Below are 19,446 nucleotides of genomic sequence, written 5' to 3' on the forward strand. Positions count from 1 at the left end.
ACGGTGCAGCAAATAGGCCATGACACGCAGGCCATGCAGAAAGGTATTCATAGATCCCCCCCAGGAACTCATACTCAAAAACTGTCTCACAGATGGCAGCTGTGAGCGAAAATATGCCGACAGTTTTTAGAAATATAAGGGGAAAAACAAGTGTTTTGGCACAGCTTATGCGCGAAAGACTCCGTCTACGGCCTATTTATCACGTTGATTGAGAGCCAATCTGGCTTTTTGTGAGGGATTGTTTCGTCAAAATCCCGATGACGAGTGAGGCGATGATACAGGCGGTGAAGAGGTAAAGCCCCCAGGCTGTCTCAAGCCGGCCCACGCCGATGCCCTTGGCCAAGGTGATGTAAAGCGCGATGAGAAAGATATCGGCCATGGCGAGCTTGCCCAAGATATTGAGCGCGGGCAGCACAACGGGCTTGAGCAGGCCAAACTGCACCAGCGCGAGGCCCAGTGTTTTGATGTAGGGCGCAAAGAGGGCAAAGAAAGTGACGGTGAGTGCCAGCAGAACATCTGTGCCCCACAGCGACTGCAGACCCGAGACAACCGAGATTTCGCTGAGCTTGAAGAGCGGCAGCAGCCCCGCCTTCATGAGCGGCGCAAACCACGCCACGGGAAAGAGGACGAGCAGCGAAAGATTGGCAAAACGTAGCAACATGGGCGGCTCCTTTGGGGCTGTGTTAGCAGGTAAGGCGGCTTTGAGCAGCCCGCTATGGGGAGAAAGCGCCGCTTTTTCCCAGCCGCGTTAAGACCTGACTGATGTGGGAAAAACGGGGGGGTGATATCCGTGCACCACGCGTGCACCCCCCGTGCACCGCCTGAACGGACGTTTGGGGGGCTCTGCCTTTGTAAACAGGGCGTGCGGGGCAGTCTGAGGATGTTCATATTGGCTTGCGCTGCGGCTGCGCCGCATCGCGGCGGGCGAGGGGCCAGCCCCTCGCGCTCCCCGGGATATTTGGGGCAAAAAGAAAGGGGGCGGCTCTGGTGCTTAGCGCACCGCTTCGATGGGCCCTTCGGCGCGGCCGTGGATGAACTGGTCAAGGTAGGGGTCGCCCGAGCTGTCAAGCTGGCTGGCGGGGCCTGTCCATTTGATGGTGCCGTCATGGAGCATGGCCACGGTATCGGCGATGGCGCGCACAGAGCTCATGTCGTGGGTGATGGTCATGGCGGTGGCGCCCATTTCGACCACGATTTCGCGGATGAGTTCGTTGATGACGCCTGACATGATCGGGTCAAGGCCTGTGGTGGGTTCGTCAAAGAAGATGATCTCGGGGTCTGCCGCAATGGCGCGGGCGAGGCCGACGCGCTTTTGCATGCCGCCAGAAAGCTCTGATGGGAAGAGATCGGCTGTTTCGGGCTTGAGGCCGACGCGGCGCAGCTTCTCTATCGCCACCTCGCGGGCCTCGGCCTTGGGGCGCTTGAGGCCGCCGCGCAAGAGGCGAAAGGCCACGTTTTGCCAGACGGGGAGGCTGTCAAACAAAGCGCCGCCTTGGAAGAGCATCCCGAAGCGGGCGAGAAAGGCGTCGCGGTCGCCTGTCTGGACATCGTGGCCATCGACCGTGATGGTGCCGCTGTCGGGCGTTACGAGGCCGAGGACAGACTTGAGCATGACCGACTTGCCCGTGCCCGAGCCGCCGATGATGACCATGGAGGTGCCTTTTTCGATGCTCAGGTTGACGCCTTGCAAGACGTGCTTTGAGCCGAAGGATTTATGGACGTCTGTGAGCGTGATCATGATGTGAAGAACGCCTCTGTGAGCAGGTAATTGGCGGCGAGGATCATCACGCTGGCGGCCACCACGGCGGCCTTTGTGGCGCGGCCCACGCCCTGGGCGCCGCGGCCTGAGTTCATGCCGTAGTAGCAGCCCATGGTGGCGATGATAAAGCCGAAGGCCGCGCCTTTGATGAGGCCGGATGTGATGTCCCACATCTCAAGGAAGTCGACGGTATTTTTGAGATAGGCGGCTTCATTGAAGCCGAGGCGTGTAACGCCGACGATATAGCCGCCCATGATGCCGATGGCATCGCCCACAGCCACCAGAACGGGCACAGCCAGAGTGGCGGCGAGCACGCGGGGCAGGGTGAGGTATTTCATCGGGTGGGTCGAAAGCGTTGTCAGCGCGTCGATTTGCTCGGTGACTTTCATTGTGCCGATTTCGGCGGCGATGGAGCTGGCGACGCGGGCGGCGACCATGAGGCCGCCAAGCACGGGGCCAAGCTCGCGCACCATGCCGATGGCGACAATGGAGGGCACAACTTCTTCGGCGTTGAAGCGTGCGCCGCCAGAGTAGATCTGAAGCGCGAGCGCGCCGCCTGTGAACAGCGCTGTGAGGCCGACGACAGGCAGGGAGAGCCAGCCGATTTGCACCAGCGCGATCCAGAATTCGCGGCCATAATAGGGCGGGCGAAAGAGATGTGTGATGGTCTCAAAGGCAAAGAGCGCGACACGGCCCAGTGCCGCAAGCGCGCCAAGAACAGCAGCGCCGAGCGCCGCAACGGGAGAGAGAATGAGCTGCATGATCAACCGCCTGAATAGCGCCGCGTGTAGCGTGCGCCCAGAGATGTGAGAATTTCATAGCCGATGGTGCCTGCTCCTTGCGCGAGCGTGTCCACGCTCTGCTGGCGGCCCAACAGAGTGAGCGAGGCGGGGGTGTCTGACAGGTGGGTGATGTCTACCGTGATCAGATCCATAGAGACGCGACCCAGCAGCGGGCATTCGCGCTGGCCGTAAAACAGCTTGGCCTTGCCTGACATGGCGCGGATGAGGCCGTCGGCGTAGCCTGCGGCGAGCGTGGCCACGCGGCGGGGCTGGCGGGCAACATAGCCCATGTTGTAGCCAACGCTTTCGCCGGCTTCCACGTCGCGCACCTGAACGACGGGCAGCTCGAGGTAGGCCACGGGCAAGCCGCTCTGGAACGGGGCGCCGCCATACATGCCGATGCCGGGGCGGGTGAGGTCAAAGTGGTAGTCTGCGCCAAGGAGTGTGCCGCCCGTCGCCGCGAGCGAGCGGGGGGCATTGCAGCCCTCGGTCATCTCTTTGAACACGCGCAATTGGGACAGGTTCATCGCTGAGGTCGGCTCATCGGCGGAGGAGAGGTGGGACATCAGAAGCGCGGGGTTTGACGGCATGACCATGTCTTTGACAGCGGCCCATTCGGCGGGCTCCATGCCAAGGCGGTTCATGCCTGTGTCAAGCTGTATGCCAAAGCGCGCCTTGGGCAGGGCCTCAAGGTGGCGCTGAAGCTGGTCAATCGAGTTGAGAAGCGGGGTGAGCGCGAGATCATGGAGCATCTCGGTGTCGCCCATCATATGGCCCGAGAAAATAAAGATCTCGGGGCCCTCGCCGAGGGCGTGGCGCAGATCGGCGCCTTCTTCTGCGGTGGCAACAAAGAAGGTCCGCGCGCCGGCTTTGGCCAGAGCGCGCGACACGGGGCCAACGCCGAGGCCATAAGCATCGGCTTTGACAACAGCGCCTGTTTCGGGCGCGCCAGCCAAGGCCCGCCAGTTTTGCACCAGCGCATCAAGGTCAACAGTCAGGGTTCCACTCGCCATGGGGACTTGTTGTGCAGAGGGGGGCTGCACGTCAAGGGGGAAATGCGCCCAATTTAGAATTGTGGCGGAGCTGGCAGGCCTTTTCGGGGGCTTTGCCCCCCGCGCTCAAAAGCTGTGGCTTTTGAACGCTCCCCCCAGGATATTTGGGGCAAAAAGAAAGACAGGGCCAAGGGAGTGGCCTCTGGGCTACTTTGGCTCTGCGGCCAACTCGGCGAGCTTGAGGCACATGGCGGTCGAGACAGCCATATCCTGCACCGAAATCCACTCCAGCGGGCCGTGCAGCTCTTGCATCCCTGTGAAAATATTTGGGCAGGGCACACCCAGTTCGGTGAGGCGGGAGCCGTCGGTGCCCCCGCGGATGGGCGCGGAGCTGGGCGTGAGGCCGATGGCCTTGGCGGCATTGTGCGCGAGGGTGACGGGGGTCATGTCCTCTTCCAGCCAATAGCGCATGTTGCGGTACTGGGGCGTGATCTCGCAGGTGATCTCGGCGCGCGGCTCGCCTTGGGCCACGGCTGTCACAACGCTTTGCAAGAGCGCGCCTTTGGCGGCGAGGCCCTCAAGCTCAAAGTCGCGCAAGATAAAGGTGAGCGTGGCCTCGGCGGCATTGCCGACCATATCGGTGGCCATGATAAAGCCGTCGCGGTCCTCGCTTGTGTCTGGTGTCATGGTGACGCTGGGCAGGGCCGAGAGGATCTTGGCCCCAAGGCTGAGTGCGTTGACCATCGTGTCTTTGGCGGTGCCCGGGTGAATGGAGACGCCGGTGATCTCGACTTTTGCGCCATCAGCGGAGAAGCTCTCGTATTCGATGTTGCCAAGCGCGCCGCCATCGAAGGTATAGGCAAAGTCTGCGCCCAGATCGCGGGGCAGATCGGGGTGCACGCCACGGCCGATCTCTTCATCCGGGGTGAAGGCGAGGCGGATTTTGCCATGTTTCAGCGCGGGGTTGGCCAAGAGGTGGCGCGCCGCAGTCATGATGATGGCGACGCCTGCCTTGTCATCGGCGCCCAAAAGTGTGGTGCCTGAGGCTGTGATGATGTCATGGCCCTGCTTTTGGGCCAGATAGGGCGCATGCGCGGGGCTGAGCGTCAGCTCGGGGGCATCGGGGAAGGAGATATCGCCGCCGTTGTAGCTCTTGTGGACAACAGGCTTTACGCCCGTGGCATTGAACTGCGGGGCCGTATCGACATGGGCCAGCAGGCCAAGTGTGGGCGCATCTGGCCCTGCGGTGCCTGGCAGGGTGGCCAGCACGGTGCCGTAGTCTGTGAGCGTGATCTCGTCTGCGCCGATCTCGGCCAGCTCGGCCATGAGCAGGCGTTGCATATCCAGCTGGATCGCGGTGCTGGGGCTTGTAGGGCTATCGGCATCAGACTGGCTGTCTATTTTGCAGTAGCGGATGAGGCGGCTGGCGAGTTCTTCGGTGAAATCGGTGCTCATGGGGTCTCTCTTGGGTTAAAACTGGTCGCCGCCGCCTTGCTGCCATGGCTTCACAAGGTTGCCAAAGCGCGTGAACTGGGCCTCGAAAGACAGCTCGACCGTGCCGATGGGGCCGTGACGCTGCTTGCCGATGATGACTTCGGCCTTGGCATGGAGGCGGCTCATGCGCTCTTGCCACTCGGCCATTTTATCAAGCTCGTGATCAGACGGCTTTTCGCGCTCGGCGTAATATTCCTCGCGGAACACAAACATAACAACGTCGGCGTCTTGCTCGATAGAGCCGGATTCGCGCAGATCGGAGAGCTGCGGGCGCTTGTCTTCGCGGCTTTCGACCTGACGCGAGAGCTGGGAGAGCGCGATGACGGGGATCTGTAGCTCTTTGGCGATGGCTTTGAGGCCCATCGAGATTTCGCCGATCTCCTGAACGCGGTTTTCCGATGTCCCGCGCACGAGCTGGAGGTAGTCAACGATGATGAGATCAAGGCCGTGGGTTCGCTTGAGGCGGCGGGCGCGCGCGGCGAGCTGGGCGATGGGGATCGCGGCGGTGTCATCAATGAAGAGCGGGCAGGCTTCCAGCGACTTGGCCGCATCCACAAAGCGGCGGAACTCGCCTTCGTCCATATCGCCCTGGCGGATTTTGTGGGAGCTGATCTCGGAGGCCTCGGCCAGAATACGCCCTGCGAGCTGCTCGGCGCTCATCTCAAGCGAGAAGAAGCCGACAACGCCGCCATCGACCGCGCCTTCGGAGCCATCAGACAGCTTGCCGCGCTTGTAGGCTTTGGCCACGTTATAGGCGATGTTGGTGGCGAGTGATGTCTTGCCCATGGAGGGGCGACCCGCGAGGATGAGCAAGTCGGACTTGTGCAAGCCCCCGAGCATTTTATCCATATCGATGAGGTCTGTGGCGATGCCTGCAAGGCCACCTTCGCGCTGGTAGGCGGCGTTGGCGACATTAACAGCATCGGTTACAGCCTTGAGAAAGCTTTGAAAACCACTCTCGGTCTGGCCTTGCTCGGCGAGTTGGTAGAGCTTTTGCTCGGCCTCGACGATCTGTTCTTTGGGTTCGCTCTCGATATCGACGCGCGCGGCCTTGGCGCTGATTTCCTGCCCGAGGGAGATCAGATCGCGGCGGATCGCGAGATCATAGATCAGCTGGGCATAGTCGCGCACGGCAAAGGCCGAAATGGCTGCGCCGGCAAGGCGCGCAAGATAGGCAGGGCCGCCGAGCTCTTTGAGGCCTTCATCGTCATCAAAGAAGGCTTTCAGGGTGACAGGCGAGGCGAGCGCGTTCTTGGCGATCCGCGCCGCGGCGGTCTCGTAGATGCGGGCATGAACGGGATCATAGAAGTGTTTGGGCGTGATGACGCTGGCGATTTTGTCATAGACATCATTGTTGGTGAGCAGGGCGCCCAGAAGCTGTTGCTCGGCCTCGATGGAATGCGGAATGCTCTCGGGTGAGGAGATTTCGGCAGGGAGGGTCTGACCTGTGGCGTTGAATGCTGCGATTTCGTTCATGCCTCGGAAAGTCCTTTTTGTGCCTGCTGTGAGAGAGTTCTAGGGCATTGGGCGGGGAAACGCACTCTGGAAATCTCTGTGGAGAGTATGCGGGATAAGCCTGTGGATAACCCGATTTGCCAAGCGCGCTTCCAATATAGTGTAGCACAAATGGCTCAAGCCACCAAATCTGGCGTTGGTGTTTGATTCTGTCTCGGGCGTGCGCGGGCGGGCTGTGGATAAGTTTTCCGCCCTGCGCGTTTTTGCAGCAATTTGGCTGGCTTAGGCCTTTTTATGGGCCTCTTGCCACGCGCGCGGGTCTTTGAGGAAGCGCTCGACCTCGGCCAAGGTCGCCTCGGAGAAGGCCGCTTGAGCGCGGGCTTCGGCCAGAACATCCCACCATGTGCACAGGTGGTGCAGGCTGACGCCATGATCCCCCAGTGTTTTGACGGTCTCGGGGAAGATGTCATAGTAAAAGATCACGGCTGTGTGGGCGCAGGTTGCGCCTGTGTCGCGGATGGCATCCACGAAGCTGAGCTTGGAGCCACCATCTGTTGTGAGGTCTTCCACCAGCAAAACGCGCTCGCCCTCGGACATGGCGCCTTCGATGCGGGCGTTTTTGCCGTAGCCCTTGGGCTTTTTGCGCACATAGGTCATGGGCAGGGCCATGCGCTCGGCGACGAGGGCGGCAAAGGGGATACCGGCGGTTTCGCCGCCTGCGATGTTGTCAAAGGCCTCAAAGCCCGCGTTGCGCATGACGGTCACTGTCAGGAAATCCATCAAGGTCGCGCGGATGCGCGGGTAGCTGATGAGCTTGCGGCAGTCGATATAGCTGGGTGAGGGCAACCCCGAGGCGAGCGTGTAGGGCTCGTCTGTGTTGAAGTTTACCGCGCCGATCTCGAGCAGCATACGGGCTGTGAGGCGGGCAATTTCTTCGGCGGTGGGGTAGCTTGTCGGGATCATGATCGGGCCTTTGGACTTGTGGCAGAGGGCGGGAGCCTCCGGCGGGGATATTTCGTGCAAAAAGAAAGAGCTCAGGAGACGTGCCAATGCAGGGGCATGCCCGGGTCAAACACGGTGACGGTGTGTTCGCCTGCGGGGAGGCTCTTGTCAAAGGTGAGTGGCGCGCCTTTGGTGAGGGTGATTTTGGCGTCGTTTACGGGCAGGCCGTAAAAGGCAGGGCCGTGGAGCGAGGTGAAGCCTTCGAGCTTGTCGAGCGCGCCTGCGGCCTCAAACACTTCGGCGAGGCAAGACAGGGCGATGGGCGCTGTGAAACAGCCTGCTGCGCAGCACTCGGCCTCTTTGGCGTGTGTGGGGTGGGGGGCGCTGTCGGTTCCGAGGAAATAGCGCGCATCGCCCGAGGTGGCTGCGGCCAGAAGCGCTTCGCGGTGCTCGCGGCGCTTGAGGATGGGCAGGCAGTAATAATGCGGGCGCATGCCCCCTACGAGCATATCGTTGCGATCGAGCATAAGGTGCTGCACCGTGATGGTGGCAGCAAGGCCTGCTGCGTTGTCTTTGACATAGTCGGCGGCGTTTTTGGTGGTGATATGCTCCATCACCACTTTCAACCCGGGCACGCTTTTGCGGATGGGATCAAGGATGCGGTCGATAAACACGGCCTCGCGGTCAAAGATGTCGATCTCGCGGTCGGTGACCTCGCCGTGGACACAGAGCGGGCAGCCGATTTCGGCCATACGCTCAAGCACGGGGCGGACATTTTCAAAGTTGCTCACCCCTGAGGCGGAATTGGTTGTGGCGCCTGCGGGGTAGAGCTTCACCGCTGTGATGAGGCCTGCGGCATGGGCGGCGGCCAGATCATCGGGGTCTGTGTCTTCGGTGAGATAGAGCGTCATCAGCGGCGTGAAGCCGGCCCCCTCGGGCAGCGCGGCCATGATGCGTGCGCGGTAGCTTTCGGCATCGGCCCCTGTGACCACGGGTGGCACAAGATTGGGCATCACGATGGCGCGGGCAAAGTGGCGGGCCGTTTCGGGCAGAACGGCCTTGAGCATTGCGCCATCGCGCAGGTGCAGGTGCCAATCATCGGGGCGGGCGAGCGTAAGCGTGTGTGTCATGGCCGAGCGCTTACACAAATTGCGCGCTTTGCGCCAGAGAAAACAGTGTGGCGTGGCTCAGCTGTCGGCGGCCTCAAGCTCGCTCAGGCGGGCTTCAACCCCCTTCAGGCGGCGCTCGAATGCGGGGACGCCATCAAGGCGGGCGATGACGTTTTTGCAGAGGGCATAGGCAAGTTTTGTGCGGCCCTTGTCATCAATATAGCGCAAAAGATTGCGCAGATACTGGCGGTCGTCGCGCCGTGCGCGGGCCAGTTTGGCAAAAATTTCAGGCGTGAGACGGCCTGTGCCTGTGAGCGCGATGAGGCGGGACAGCACCTTCATGTTGCGCAGGCTGAACTGGAGCGCGCCGCCGGCATGGCGCATGCGCAGCTTGTGCACATTGGGCCGCGTAAAGAGGGCCGCATGCATGGCATCTTCTGTTTCTTCGGGGTCATAGATGATGAAGGCTTCCTGGGCCGCATCGATCATATCGGGGGCGTAGCCGTAGCGCGATGTGAAATCGAGCCGGCGCTGGCGGATGAAGCGCTCGTCCCATTCTGTGACGCGCGGATCAAGCGTGGCCTGGGGCTGAAGCGCGAGGACGCGCGCGCCGGGGGCCGCGATGGAGTAGGCGGCGGCGGCATAGCCACAGGGGCCAGCGCCATAGAAGATGACATTGTCAAACTCTTCAAAGAAGCCGTCATCAATCAGATCGTCAAAATAGGCATAGATCTCGCGGTCGCGAAACCAGCTTTGACCATCGGACATGACCGTGAGGGACGACCAGCCCAGAACCTTGGCCACTTCCCAGCCCAAGGGGTGGGCGTTGGGGGAGATGCGCTGGATGCCGTCATAGCTCTCAAAGGTGACAAGCAGGGTTTCGCCCCCTGCGATGTAGGAGGAGAAGTGCTTGCGCCCGAGCGGTTGGAAGTGGCCGTTCTCCTCGGAGATGTCAGCCAGAGCTGTCAGCCAGTCGCGCTTGGGCATTTCGGCCAGCGAGCCTTTGAGTGTGTGTGCCAGATCCTGCATGTCTCAATACCTTTTTTGCACAAATTTACTCTGTGCTTTGAAGACTAGTTACAGCTGGATTGGGGCCGAAATGCGGAATATGCGTGTAACTTTAAGGCTATTTATGGCCCTTTTGGGCATGTGCAAGGATGAGGCGGGCATATTCGGGCGGCACGGGGCGCGAGGGGGGCGTCTGCAAAAGGCGGCCAAAGAGGGCGCGGTAGGGCTCAAGATCCATCAGGGCGGCAATGCGGCGGCGGCGCCATGTGACGGCCTTGGCGTGTAGCGCTGCCAGCGTTGCATCGCTCTGGAGCGCGCTCCATTCGGCCTCAAACGCAGGTGAGAGCGCAAGGATGCTGGTGTCTTCACAGCTGCAGTGGTTGCGCTCGACCCAGTAGTCGACATCCAGCATGTGATCTGAATGCACCGCGCGGCCACGGTCGGCTTTGGTGAGAAAACTCTCCATGGAGCCAAGGGCGTAGTGGTTGAGCTGGGCCAGCGCATAGTTGCTGCGGCCATAGTCGGAAAAGATGCGCTTTGTCTTGAAGTCATCGCCAAGCGCGCGGCCCTCGCCATCATACCAGCGGGCGGTTTGCACGGTCTCTGTGTTGGGCTGGCGCGGGCGGTGGACGCCTATTTTGCCGTAGGTGCCATCGTTTTTGTAGAGCGTTTTGAACATGGCGGCGCGCCATGGCCAGCTCATGATGGCGGGGGCGGCGCGGGTGAACTGGCGCGTCACGGGCGCATCGGCGTAGCGCACCACATCGTTGTTGCCAAAGAGCCGCCATGTGAGGGTGATGGCGGTGGCCTCGGGCAGGGTGGCGAGCAGCGCGCCAAGCGTATGGTCGCCCACATGGATGTTGACGAACTCGTCGATATCCAGCGCCAAAATCCAGTCGGCCTCGCGCACGCGCTTGTGCTTTGACGCCAGCTTGAGGCCCGTGAACTGGATGCCGCTTTTGTCATAGGGGCCATTGTTGCGGATGTGGGTGATGAGGCCGAGGCTTTCGAGGCGGTCAAGCATCAGGTCGGTGCCGTCGTCACAGTCGTTTGAGAGAATAAGAAAGTCGGTAAAGCCCACGGCCCTGTGGTGCGCCAGCCATTCCAGAAGGAAGGACGCCTCGTTGCGCAGGGTCAGGACGGCGAGGGCCTTCACTTGGTGGGCCACTCGCGGCGGAAACAGACGACTTTCTGGTCAGACAGGCGCGGAAAATAGGTGAGGCCTGCGGCATGCATGGCATCAAACACCGCGCGCACACCCGCCGCGCCGATCCACTGGGGGTGCAGCTCGATGACCGCCGCACGCAGGCCCGTATACTTGAGGTGGGGCAGCAGATCGGCCTCGGCGCCTTCGATATCGCAGATGAAAACATCGGGTTTGATCTTGTTGAACATGGTGTTGATGCCGAGCACCTCGACCTCTTCAACCGATTTGACAGGCATGTTTGTCACCTCTGGCTCAAGCGAGGAGGCGAGGAAGTTTTCGCGCACATAAAAGCTCTGCGGTTTGCCTTTGCGGGCGGCCAGCAGGGCGTTGTGGGTGGTGATTGTGGTGACGTCGTTGAGCCGGTGCATCTGGCGGTGAAAGTCGATGAGATGCGGGTTGGCCTCGAATGTGTGGATCGCCTTCACATCGCGCTTTTTGGCCAGAATGGTGGAGACATAGCCGATGCCGCCGCCCAGCTCGAGCACGGTATCGCCGGAATTGACGACACGCAGCGCGGCGTTGACTTCTTTGCCCTCATAGCCGTTGAGGCGCAGGGAGCGCCTGATCCTTGGGGTGATGACAGCAGGGTCTTTTGGCACGCGCACGCCGCGCGAGCGCACGATACCTATTTCTGTGGCTGTGTCGGGTGTTTCGGTTTGAACACTGTCCATTTTAGCTCTCCATATCAAGGGCGAGGGAATAGGCCACGCGCTCGGTTTCGTTGAGTTTCACTTTGAGCGCTTGGGCATAGAGCTCTTGGAATTCCTGGGTTTGGTGCAGGTCTTGCACCTTGGCCTTGTGCCATGCGAGGCCCTCTTCGTGCAGCTTGCGCAGCGTTTCATCGCTGATCAGGCGCGCATATTCGGCGCGGGTGCGCGCGAGGTTGCGCTGGATCGTGATGTCGCGGTGATCAGACCAATCCATGCGGATCCAGTAGTTGAGGCCGATGGAGCGATCAACGTGCAGCGCGCGGCCGCGCTGGCGCTTGATGAGGAAGCTTTCGGCGGAGCGCAGCGCATAGTGGTTGAGCTGAACAAGGTCATAACCAATTGTTTTCTTTGAGCTTCTCCAGCCGCCTTTGATATAGTCGCCTGTCACGTCATCGCCAGAGCCGTTGACCCATTTGAGCTGGTCGCGCTTCTCGTCAATCACCTGATTGGGGCGGTGACACGAGATTTTGCGGTAGGCATCGAGGTTTTTGAACATGGATTTAAAGCCCCAGACGGTGTGGGGCTTGGGGCAGTATTTGGGCGCGCAGGTGTCAAACTGTTCGATGACAAAATCATCGCTCAGCTTGTGCACATCATTGTGCCCGAAAAGCCGCCATGTCATCGCGATGTTGGTGGCGCCTTTGGTGGCTTTGAAGAGATCTTCCAGCGTGCCGTTGCCTGTGCGCACGTTGATGAACTCGTCCACATCAATATGGATGATCCACTCGGCGTTCTGGATGACCGGCTCTTTCTGGGCCTTGTTGAGCGCAAATTGCTGGGGCGACTTGCCCTTCCACTTGTTGTTGTCGCGGTGCTGAAGCACGCCCATCTTTTGCAAGTGGTCCAGAAGCTCGGTTGTGTTGTCTTCGCAGCCGTTGGTGTAGATCAGGAAGTTGTCTACCCCCATGGCGCGGTGATAGGCGACCCACTCCAGAATATAGGGGCTTTCGTTCTTCATACAGCCGACAATGACATTGCCGGTGTTGCCCTTGGGCAGCTTGCGCATGGGCACTTCGCTATATTGGGGCTGCTCGGCTTCTTCGCGCACTTTGCCCATGTCGTTGTGCGGGCGGATGTGGGTGGACATGACGATCTGGTGGTTGACCTTGAACATCTCAAGGAACTCGCCGCGTTTGTCGGAGGTGCCGCTTTGGTGCTTTTCTTCAAGCTCGGCATCAACCGGCACAAACTCCGACAGGCGCGCGGCGCTGTCTTCCTGCTCGGTGGTGAGCGCCTTGATGTCTTCAAAAGTGGGTGCCTGTTTGCGGATGAAATGTGTGGAGGAGGCCATATATTGCGTGGCGCGCCAGCCGCCTGTCATGGGGGCGGGGGTCCAGAGCTCTGTGGCCTTTGGCGGGGTGAACCAGCCGTCTTCCAGCGTGTCAAAGCGCTTGGTCAGCGCTGCGTTGTCGGCTTTGAAGCGCTCGGCCACAGGAAAGAGCGCGCCAGCCTCGATCACGGGGCCGCGCACACGGTGGGGGTAGATGAGCTTCTTGCGCATCTCAAAGGGCATGGAGAGCTCTTTGGCCTGCATGTAGCGCACGAAAATATCGTTGAGCTGGCGCGCGCGCTCAAGGGTCTCTGCACTTGGGCTTTTGTCAGGTTCAACGGCCTCGATCTGGCCCATGGGGATATCGGTGCCAAGAATGGCGTTCAGCTCGGCGGCCCCGTCTTCGGAGCCGAGGCGCTCCATATTGAGGGAGCGCATATGCACGTTGCCTGCGCCAAACACCTCTTCCCAATGGGTCAGAAGCCCCATGTAATCGACCCAGAAGGGCGGAAAGTGAATGTCGTTATACTCGGCTGTGAGCGGGTTGGGGGGCGTGCGCATGGCAAGGGCCGCGTCCCACCAGCTGTCGGCTTTGGTGAGCTCTAGCTCGTGCGAAAGCGGGTGGCGGCGGCCATCCATGACGGTTTTTTCGTAGTTTTGCACCAGGGCGCGGCTCTGTTCATCGACGTAGGCGTGAATCTGGATATCGTCAGAAAAGGGGGCGAAAAAGGCGCGCAGGCGCTCAAGCTCGCTCTTTTTGTGCATGAGCGCGCCCAGCTGGCCCGAGCTGATCACGAGGTGATCGGGCTTTTCACCTTCAAGAGACGCGGCAATCTGGGATTGCAGGTGCGAGTAAAGCGCCTGTTGCGCTGCAAGCATTTCAAAGCCGCGCAAGTGGCGCACGAGGCCAACTTCGGAGTTGGAAGAGCAGGCCATATAGATACGGATATGGTTCCAGTCGGGGCTGAACACCTTATGCTTGGCCAAAAGCGCGGATTTCTTCTTCAGAACCGTGCGAAAGCGCGCTGTGCCGTAGTCTGTCGGGCCGATTATCAGGCTGATTTTCATCGTTACTCTTCTATTTACTCTTACTTACACAGGCGTGGTTTCAAACAGGGTCGGCAGGCTCCGCGGGGGCTGTCTTGTTTTCATTGGCGCGGCCCCACCACGGCAGCTCGAAGCCGAGAAAAGCGCCTATTTTGCCGGGGGCGTCAGGGTCGGTGATGTCAAAGGCCAGAAAGTTGTCAGCCCCCGCAAAAACACGTTCACAGAACATATAATGCCCCAGAACCCAGCGGGCGAGGTGGCTCTCGTCACTGCCGTAGCCCTTGGGCAGGCCCGGCACATTGGTGTTGGGCAGGCGCAAGGTGCCAAGGTTGCCCCATCGCATGATGGAGGAGGCGGTGGCGGCAGGGTCGCGCATATTCAGAAGAAACCGCGTGTCGGGGTGGTGACGCTGGATTGCGTCGATCAGGCCCCAGTCGGTCTGGGGCCAGATGGAATAATGCAGGCCCGCCTGAGACAGCTCGTTGAAGCCGCGAAACCCGCCAAGGCGGCGCAGCGGGTCGCCATGATCAAAGTAGTCGCGGTACATGACCGTGCCAAGGTGCTTGCCGACAAGCTCGGGATCAGCGCTTTGGCGGCGGTGAATGCGCCAGTCTACCGTGCGGATACGGGCACGGCGCAGCGCGCGCGTGAGCGTGGTTGTGCCTGTCTTGGGCAAACCCAGATTGATGATTTTGAACCCGTCGCTCATGCGGGCATCCCGATAAGCTCGCGCAGCGCGGCCTCGTTTGGCGCATAGGGCGAACAGGTCTGAAGCTGCTTGCGCATCTCTTTGTAGGTGTCTTGCGCCATCAGCTCTTTGAGCTTGGCGCGGTGCAGCGCGACGCTTTCTTCGTGCAGCTCGGCAATGCCCGGCAGCGCCTTGAGGCGCGCCATTTCGGCGGCGAGCGGCTCGGCGTAGCGCAGGATGCTGTCGTCAAAATAGGCCGCATCGTTGCGCTCGCGCCAGTAAGTGTCATCAAAGTCGCGGAACTCGCGGTTCACATCGCCGCGGTCATTCTTGACAAGGTAGCTGTCAAGCGAGCGCAGCGCGTAGTGATTGAGCGTGGCGAAGTTGCGCACGCCTTTTGAGGGAAACTTGCGGATGCGCCGCTTGTTGACCCGTTTGATAAACTGGATCATCGCAGGCTGGCCCGAGCCGTCTGTCCAGCTGGGCTGCTTGCGGCGGGGCAGGTTGGCGCCCTCGTGAAACGGGCGGTGCGCGCCATAATAGGTCATCGGGAAATCCGAGCGCACGAGGGATTTGACCTCGATCGCGGTTTCATGTGTCCAGATGTCGGGGTTGTGAGAGTAGAGGAACTGCTCGATCACAGGCTTGTCTTCATAGGTCTCGACACCGCAGTTGGCGAAGAACTGGAAGGTGACGGAGATACATTGCGGGTTGCCGCAGGCCTCGATCAGCGCGGGGATCGTGTGATCGCCGACATGGATGTTGAGAAATTCGTCGACATCGGCGACCCAGACCCAATCGGCCTTTTTGATCGACGCGCGGCGGCGCGACTTTTTGAGCGCCTCCATCTGGTAGTTGCGCCCCTTGGCGGGGTTCACCATGGTCTCGACGATGCCATGCTCCTGAAACTTCTCCAGCAGGCGGTCGGTGCCGTCGGTGCAGTCGTTGTGATAGATCATGAAATCGGTCACGCCGATGACGCGGTTAAAGGCGATCCATTCCAAGAGGAACGGGCCTTCGTTTTTCACGCAGGTGAGGGCTGTGATATTCATGCGGAGCGCTCCGCGCGGGACTCGGTACTATACTGCATTAACTGCCTGACTCGTTAACTGTGCCAGCCTTTTGGCTTGGTGGCATCTTATTGTTTCCAAAACTATGCCAGTTGCTCCCCTATGCGTCAATATCTGCGCTTGTTTGCTTAATATTTTCCGAATTGCTGTGTGATTTTGGCGCTTGGAGAAACAATATGAGGATGCATTCCAAACTTGATATGTGTCAAGTCGGCCGGCTTTGAGCTGTGATATTCAAAGCTTGGAATGTAACAGGAGGAAACACCATGACATTGGACTGGAAACTGGGCGGTGTGCTGCTCGGGGGCGTCTTTTTTCTTGCTGTGCTGCTCGTAAAGCCCATTGGCGTGAGCACGCAGTTTGTCATTTTGGACGCAATCATTGGCGACACGGTCAACAGCGCGCTCGTGAGCGAAACGGACACGGGCTATACCTCGACCAACGCCTATCTGGCGAAATCAGACGGCAAATATGCCAAAGCGGCGGCCAATCCGCTGAACTACTCGTTCATTTTTGTTCTGGCGATGATGGCCGGGGCCTTTGCCTCGACGCGCCTGCGCGGTGGTCTGGACGCAGCCGAGCGCAGCATGCCTGCGATCTGGCGTAACACCTACGGGGACAGCCCCGTAAAGCGCTATGCGCTGGCGTTTTTGGGCGGGTTTGTTGTGCTCTATGGCGCACGTCTCGCGGGGGGCTGCACCTCGGGCCATATGATGAGCGGCATGATGCAAACCGCCGTGTCGGGCTACATCTTTGCTGCGGGTGCCTTTGCAACGGCGGTGCCTGTGGCCTTGTTGATGTACAGAAAGGAGAGCTGAGATGGAAGTTTTACTCGCAATCGTGATCGGGGCCGCTTTTGGCGCGGTGCTTGACCGTATCGGCGCAACCAACCCCACCTGGATCGGGCGTATGCTCGCGCTGACGAACCTCAACCTGATGAAGACAATTCTTCTGGCCATTGGCACAGGCTCTATCCTGATGTTTGCAGGCCAGATGGCAGGGCTTGTCGATGTGGGCCACATGAGCGTGAAGGCGGCTTATGCCGGTGTCTTTATCGGTGGCCTGATGCTGGGCGCGGGCTGGGCGGCCTCGGGCTTCTGCCCGGGTACGGGCGTCTGTGCGGCGGCCTCCGGGCGCAAGGATGCCTGGTTCTTTATTGCGGGCGGCCTTTTGGGCGCTGCGGCCTATATGGTGACCTATCCGGCATGGAAGGCCAGCGGACTTTTGGACGATATCGCCGGTGGTAAGACCACACTCGGCACAGTGCCCGGCGCAAGCTATGACGGGCTGACCGCCATGTCAGGCGATCTGATCGGGATCTTGATGGGGCTGGCGTTTGTTGTCATCGCCTTTGTCCTGCCCGAGCGGATCGGCGGCGGCGGTGTGGCTGTGCCTGCCGAATAAGGCTGACCGAGACCCATGGGTGAACGGCGCGTGCTGAAAGGCAGGCGCCGTTTGCTTTTGGGGCGCTGAGAGGCTGGCTGTGACCCTGCGGGGCGGCTTGCGCCGCGCAGGTTTTTTGATTGGGGGCCAGCCCCCAAACACACTTTAGATTGGGGGCCAGCCCCCAAACCCCCGGGATATTTAGGGCAAAAAGAAAGATCAGGCGGGCTTGCGCGCGATGAAGTCGATCAGGGCCGAGCGGCCTGCGTGGGCGGTGCCTTCGCGGATCTCGGCCTCATAGGCGCGGCAGGTGAGAATGTCCCAGCCGGCAAAGGCCTCCTGGAGGAGTGCTTCTGTGTACATATTCGCGACTTGGGGTGGGCCGCCTGTTTTATAGGCGAGTTGCGCCGGCGTGTAGCCGTGCAAGAGCATGAGGCCCTGGGGGGCGACGGCCTGTTTCATCTTGTCAAAGAGGGCGGCGCGCGCGCTTGGCCCCATGAACTGGATGAAGATGCCGAGCACCATGTCGTATGTTCCGGTGAAAGGGGTGGTGAGGACATCGGCCTCATGGAATGCCACCTCTACGCCGCGCGCCTTGGCGAGCTTTTCGGCCTTGGCGATGGCGGAGGGGGCGTATTCCAGCGCGGTGACGCTCAGGCCCTTTTCGGCCAGAAACACCGCGTTGCGCCCCTCGCCATCGGCAACAGAGAGGGCGCTCTGGCCCGCGGTGAGCAAGGCTTCGTGGGTTTTGAGGAATTGGGCGGGGGCCGTGCCGAAGAGGTAGCCCTCGGCTTTGAAGCGGTCTTCCCACATGCGTTTGGGCTCCTTAAACGAAAAACGCCCCGCGGGTGATGCGGGGCGCTATGGTGTGTCGTGTGAGCAAGGCTTACTTGCTCGCGGTCGGGCCGATCAGCATAACCATCTGGCGGCCTTCCATTTTAGGGAAGTTCTCGATCTTGCCGAGTTCAGCTTCGGTCACGTCTTTGGCAACACGCTCCAGCAGCTCGCGGCCGAGGTTCTGGTGGGCCATTTCGCGGCCACGGAACCGCAGGGTGATTTTCACCTTGTCGCCGTTTTCCAAGAACTTGGTCACATTGCGCATCTTGACGTTATAGTCGTTGATGTCCGTGTTGGGGCGGAACTTGACCTCTTTGATCTCGATGATCTTTTGTTTCTTGCGGGCCTCGGCTTCGCGCTTTTGCTGTTCATATTTGAACTTGCCGAAATCCATAATCTTGCAGACCGGCGGGTTCGCGTTTGGCGAGATCTCGACAAGGTCCAGATCGGCGTCGGCGGCCATGACCATGGCCTGCGCAGGTGTGACAACACCGACGTTTTCGCCATCAGCGCCGATCAGGCGGATTTCATTGCTGGTGATACGGTCATTGACGCGGGGGCCAGTGTCGCGCTGTGGAGGCGCGTTATGAGGTCTACGGGCTATGGTTTTGATCCTTTGTGTTGTTGACCTTGCTAGTCTTGCGCAGGGTAGAGGGGAGCTTGGGCGGATTCAAGCGGCAATCGGCTGATTTGAGCTGATTTGAGCGCCTTTCCCCCTTGCAGCTTTCAGTGGCCTGCGCCATTTGGCACATTGAGTGCGCTCATGCAAACCTGAGCGCCCAACCTAAGGGGAAAGAGTTATGAAGAATTTACTTTGGATTGTGCTTGCTGCGATTGTTTTGGGAGTTGGCTATTATGTCTACTCAGGTCAAAGCGTGACAGAGGCCGTGGAGAGCGTGACAGAGACCGTCACCGAAGCGGCACCCGTTGACGCGGTGACCGAAGCGGCCACTGACGCGGCGACAGGTGTTGCCGAGGCTGTCGAGGGCGCGGTTGATGCGGCCACAGAAACAGCCGGTGAAGCGGTTGAAGCTGTGGAAGAGGCGGCAACTGAGGCGGCTGACGCAGCCACCGATGCCGTGGAGACAGCGACAGATGCCGCAGCAGAGGCAGCAACCGCTGCAACAGACGCCGCAGCAGAGGCTGTGGATACAGCGACTGAAACGGCCACAGAGGCAGCTGACGCAACGATGGACGCCGCCACAGGCGCAGCTGACGCGGCGGTTGAAGCGGCTTCAGAGGCTGCCGATACGGTCACCGAGACAGCAACCGACGCGGTAGACGCGACCACCGACGCCGTTGACGCCACAGCAACAGAGGCTGTTGAGGCGACAACCGAAGCAGCTGAAGCCGCGGATGCGACAGCAGACACAGCGGTAGAGGCAGCGGACGCGACAGCAGAAGCAGCCACGGACGCGGCCGAAGAGGCGACATCCGGCATGGGCGAGTTGCTCACACCAGAGGGCTTCAACTTTGACAAAGTGTCAGAGATGATCGACGGCTCGGAAGCCATCGGCACGATGCAGAAAAACGTTCTCAAGCAAGGCCTTAAAGCCGCACAGGACAACCCTGACGCGCTCAAGGAAATCTTGGCAAAAGTCAAAGAGGCAATGGGCCTGTAAGCCTGATCCCCTCTGACAAAGAGAAAGCCCCGCTGGTTTTAGCGGGGCTTTTTTTATGGTCGGTTTGCTCT

The 19,446-nt window shown here is 60.3% G+C and carries 19 protein-coding genes; 3 read left to right on the forward strand and 16 right to left on the reverse strand.

Translation table 11 applies throughout. The annotated features are described in order from the left end of the window. Window positions 1-199: 199 nt before the first annotated feature. From ACTG3X_RS08260 to ACTG3X_RS08325, 14 genes are all read right to left on the reverse strand, one after another. Complete coding sequence (locus ACTG3X_RS08260; RefSeq protein WP_439110779.1) at window positions 200-661, reverse strand: paraquat-inducible protein A; 462 nt, start codon at window positions 659-661, stop codon at window positions 200-202. A gap of 330 nt (window positions 662-991) precedes the next feature. After that, complete coding sequence (locus ACTG3X_RS08265) at window positions 992-1,738, reverse strand: ABC transporter ATP-binding protein (protein WP_439110780.1); 747 nt, start codon at window positions 1,736-1,738, stop codon at window positions 992-994. After that, window positions 1,735-2,520, reverse strand: a complete 786-nt coding sequence (locus ACTG3X_RS08270; protein WP_439110781.1) for an MlaE family ABC transporter permease — start codon at window positions 2,518-2,520, stop codon at window positions 1,735-1,737. The genes ACTG3X_RS08265 and ACTG3X_RS08270 overlap by 4 nt, the downstream gene beginning before the upstream one ends. Window positions 2,521-2,522: 2 nt before the next feature. Next, window positions 2,523-3,554: an alanine racemase gene (gene alr, locus ACTG3X_RS08275; protein WP_439110782.1), complete on the reverse strand. Its 1,032-nt coding sequence runs from the start codon at window positions 3,552-3,554 to the stop codon at window positions 2,523-2,525. 186 nt (window positions 3,555-3,740) lie between these two features. After that, a complete protein-coding gene (gene pepT / locus ACTG3X_RS08280; protein WP_439110783.1) occupies window positions 3,741-4,988 on the reverse strand; it encodes a peptidase T in 1,248 nt (415 codons plus the stop codon). A 15-nt stretch (window positions 4,989-5,003) separates the two neighbouring features. Continuing rightward, window positions 5,004-6,503 carry a replicative DNA helicase gene (locus ACTG3X_RS08285; RefSeq protein WP_439110784.1) on the reverse strand — a complete coding sequence of 500 codons (1,500 nt, stop codon included), beginning with the start codon at window positions 6,501-6,503 and terminating at the stop codon, window positions 5,004-5,006. Between the two features lie 261 nt (window positions 6,504-6,764). Further along, window positions 6,765-7,445 carry an orotate phosphoribosyltransferase gene (locus ACTG3X_RS08290; RefSeq protein WP_439110785.1) on the reverse strand — a complete coding sequence of 227 codons (681 nt, stop codon included), beginning with the start codon at window positions 7,443-7,445 and terminating at the stop codon, window positions 6,765-6,767. A gap of 71 nt (window positions 7,446-7,516) precedes the next feature. Then, window positions 7,517-8,554 (reverse strand): dihydroorotase, encoded by a 1,038-nt coding sequence (gene pyrC / locus ACTG3X_RS08295; RefSeq protein ID WP_439110786.1) that lies wholly within the window; start codon window positions 8,552-8,554, stop codon window positions 7,517-7,519. Between the two features lie 57 nt (window positions 8,555-8,611). After that, complete coding sequence (locus ACTG3X_RS08300; RefSeq protein ID WP_439110787.1) at window positions 8,612-9,562, reverse strand: phosphoadenosine phosphosulfate reductase; 951 nt, start codon at window positions 9,560-9,562, stop codon at window positions 8,612-8,614. A gap of 97 nt (window positions 9,563-9,659) precedes the next feature. Then, complete coding sequence (locus ACTG3X_RS08305; protein ID WP_439110788.1) at window positions 9,660-10,697, reverse strand: glycosyltransferase family 2 protein; 1,038 nt, start codon at window positions 10,695-10,697, stop codon at window positions 9,660-9,662. Continuing rightward, window positions 10,694-11,419, reverse strand: a complete 726-nt coding sequence (locus tag ACTG3X_RS08310; protein WP_439110789.1) for an FkbM family methyltransferase — start codon at window positions 11,417-11,419, stop codon at window positions 10,694-10,696. The genes ACTG3X_RS08305 and ACTG3X_RS08310 overlap by 4 nt, the downstream gene beginning before the upstream one ends. Before the next feature lies 1 nt (window position 11,420). Beyond that, window positions 11,421-13,796, reverse strand: coding sequence for a glycosyltransferase family 2 protein (locus ACTG3X_RS08315; RefSeq protein ID WP_439110790.1), 2,376 nt, complete (start codon window positions 13,794-13,796; stop codon window positions 11,421-11,423). A 40-nt stretch (window positions 13,797-13,836) separates the two neighbouring features. Next, window positions 13,837-14,484, reverse strand: a complete 648-nt coding sequence (locus ACTG3X_RS08320; RefSeq protein ID WP_439110791.1) for a hypothetical protein — start codon at window positions 14,482-14,484, stop codon at window positions 13,837-13,839. Further along, window positions 14,481-15,515: a glycosyltransferase family 2 protein gene (locus ACTG3X_RS08325; RefSeq protein ID WP_439110792.1), complete on the reverse strand. Its 1,035-nt coding sequence runs from the start codon at window positions 15,513-15,515 to the stop codon at window positions 14,481-14,483. Before ACTG3X_RS08325 ends, ACTG3X_RS08320 begins: the two co-directional genes overlap by 4 nt. A gap of 284 nt (window positions 15,516-15,799) precedes the next feature. On the opposite strand from ACTG3X_RS08325, the gene ACTG3X_RS08330 reads away from it, so the two are divergent. Both ACTG3X_RS08330 and ACTG3X_RS08335 read left to right on the forward strand, forming a co-directional pair. Beyond that, window positions 15,800-16,351, forward strand: coding sequence for a YeeE/YedE thiosulfate transporter family protein (locus ACTG3X_RS08330; protein ID WP_439110793.1), 552 nt, complete (start codon window positions 15,800-15,802; stop codon window positions 16,349-16,351). A gap of 1 nt (window position 16,352) precedes the next feature. Continuing rightward, a complete protein-coding gene (locus ACTG3X_RS08335; RefSeq protein ID WP_439110794.1) occupies window positions 16,353-16,937 on the forward strand; it encodes a YeeE/YedE thiosulfate transporter family protein in 585 nt (194 codons plus the stop codon). Between the two features lie 198 nt (window positions 16,938-17,135). Here ACTG3X_RS08335 and ACTG3X_RS08340 read toward each other — a convergent pair whose 3' ends face one another. Continuing rightward, entirely contained in the window at window positions 17,136-17,729 is a 594-nt protein-coding gene (locus tag ACTG3X_RS08340) for an SAM-dependent methyltransferase (protein WP_439110795.1), read from the reverse strand. A gap of 73 nt (window positions 17,730-17,802) precedes the next feature. Then, window positions 17,803-18,423: a translation initiation factor IF-3 gene (gene infC / locus ACTG3X_RS08345; RefSeq protein ID WP_439110861.1), complete on the reverse strand. Its 621-nt coding sequence runs from the start codon at window positions 18,421-18,423 to the stop codon at window positions 17,803-17,805. Between the two features lie 130 nt (window positions 18,424-18,553). Here infC and ACTG3X_RS08350 point away from each other — a divergent pair, with 130 nt between their 5' ends. Then, window positions 18,554-19,375 carry a translation initiation factor 3 gene (locus tag ACTG3X_RS08350; RefSeq protein WP_439110796.1) on the forward strand — a complete coding sequence of 274 codons (822 nt, stop codon included), beginning with the start codon at window positions 18,554-18,556 and terminating at the stop codon, window positions 19,373-19,375. The last annotated feature ends 71 nt before the right edge of the window (window positions 19,376-19,446 follow it).

The sequence above is a fragment of the Lentibacter sp. genome (assembly GCF_965658795.1).
GTDB lineage: Bacteria > Pseudomonadota > Alphaproteobacteria > Rhodobacterales > Rhodobacteraceae > Lentibacter.

Bases quoted from the DNA above. Each gene is read 5' to 3' on its own strand.
- ACTG3X_RS08260 (WP_439110779.1), bottom strand. From the start codon at position 661: ATGTTGCTACGTTTTGCCAATCTTTCGCTGCTCGTCCTCTTTCCCGTG.
- alr (WP_439110782.1), bottom strand. From the start codon at position 3,554: ATGGCGAGTGGAACCCTGACTGTTGACCTTGATGCGCTGGTGCAAAAC.
- ACTG3X_RS08335 (WP_439110794.1), top strand. From the start codon at position 16,353: ATGGAAGTTTTACTCGCAATCGTGATCGGGGCCGCTTTTGGCGCGGTG.
- pyrC (WP_439110786.1), bottom strand. From the start codon at position 8,554: ATGACACACACGCTTACGCTCGCCCGCCCCGATGATTGGCACCTGCAC.
- ACTG3X_RS08270 (WP_439110781.1), bottom strand. From the start codon at position 2,520: ATGCAGCTCATTCTCTCTCCCGTTGCGGCGCTCGGCGCTGCTGTTCTT.
- ACTG3X_RS08330 (WP_439110793.1), top strand. From the start codon at position 15,800: ATGACATTGGACTGGAAACTGGGCGGTGTGCTGCTCGGGGGCGTCTTT.
- ACTG3X_RS08340 (WP_439110795.1), bottom strand. From the start codon at position 17,729: ATGTGGGAAGACCGCTTCAAAGCCGAGGGCTACCTCTTCGGCACGGCC.
- ACTG3X_RS08300 (WP_439110787.1), bottom strand. From the start codon at position 9,562: ATGCAGGATCTGGCACACACACTCAAAGGCTCGCTGGCCGAAATGCCC.
- ACTG3X_RS08310 (WP_439110789.1), bottom strand. From the start codon at position 11,419: ATGGACAGTGTTCAAACCGAAACACCCGACACAGCCACAGAAATAGGT.
- ACTG3X_RS08290 (WP_439110785.1), bottom strand. From the start codon at position 7,445: ATGATCCCGACAAGCTACCCCACCGCCGAAGAAATTGCCCGCCTCACA.
- ACTG3X_RS08350 (WP_439110796.1), top strand. From the start codon at position 18,554: ATGAAGAATTTACTTTGGATTGTGCTTGCTGCGATTGTTTTGGGAGTT.
- ACTG3X_RS08265 (WP_439110780.1), bottom strand. From the start codon at position 1,738: ATGATCACGCTCACAGACGTCCATAAATCCTTCGGCTCAAAGCACGTC.
- ACTG3X_RS08325 (WP_439110792.1), bottom strand. From the start codon at position 15,515: ATGAATATCACAGCCCTCACCTGCGTGAAAAACGAAGGCCCGTTCCTC.
- ACTG3X_RS08320 (WP_439110791.1), bottom strand. From the start codon at position 14,484: ATGAGCGACGGGTTCAAAATCATCAATCTGGGTTTGCCCAAGACAGGC.
- ACTG3X_RS08315 (WP_439110790.1), bottom strand. From the start codon at position 13,796: ATGAAAATCAGCCTGATAATCGGCCCGACAGACTACGGCACAGCGCGC.
- ACTG3X_RS08285 (WP_439110784.1), bottom strand. From the start codon at position 6,503: ATGAACGAAATCGCAGCATTCAACGCCACAGGTCAGACCCTCCCTGCC.
- pepT (WP_439110783.1), bottom strand. From the start codon at position 4,988: ATGAGCACCGATTTCACCGAAGAACTCGCCAGCCGCCTCATCCGCTAC.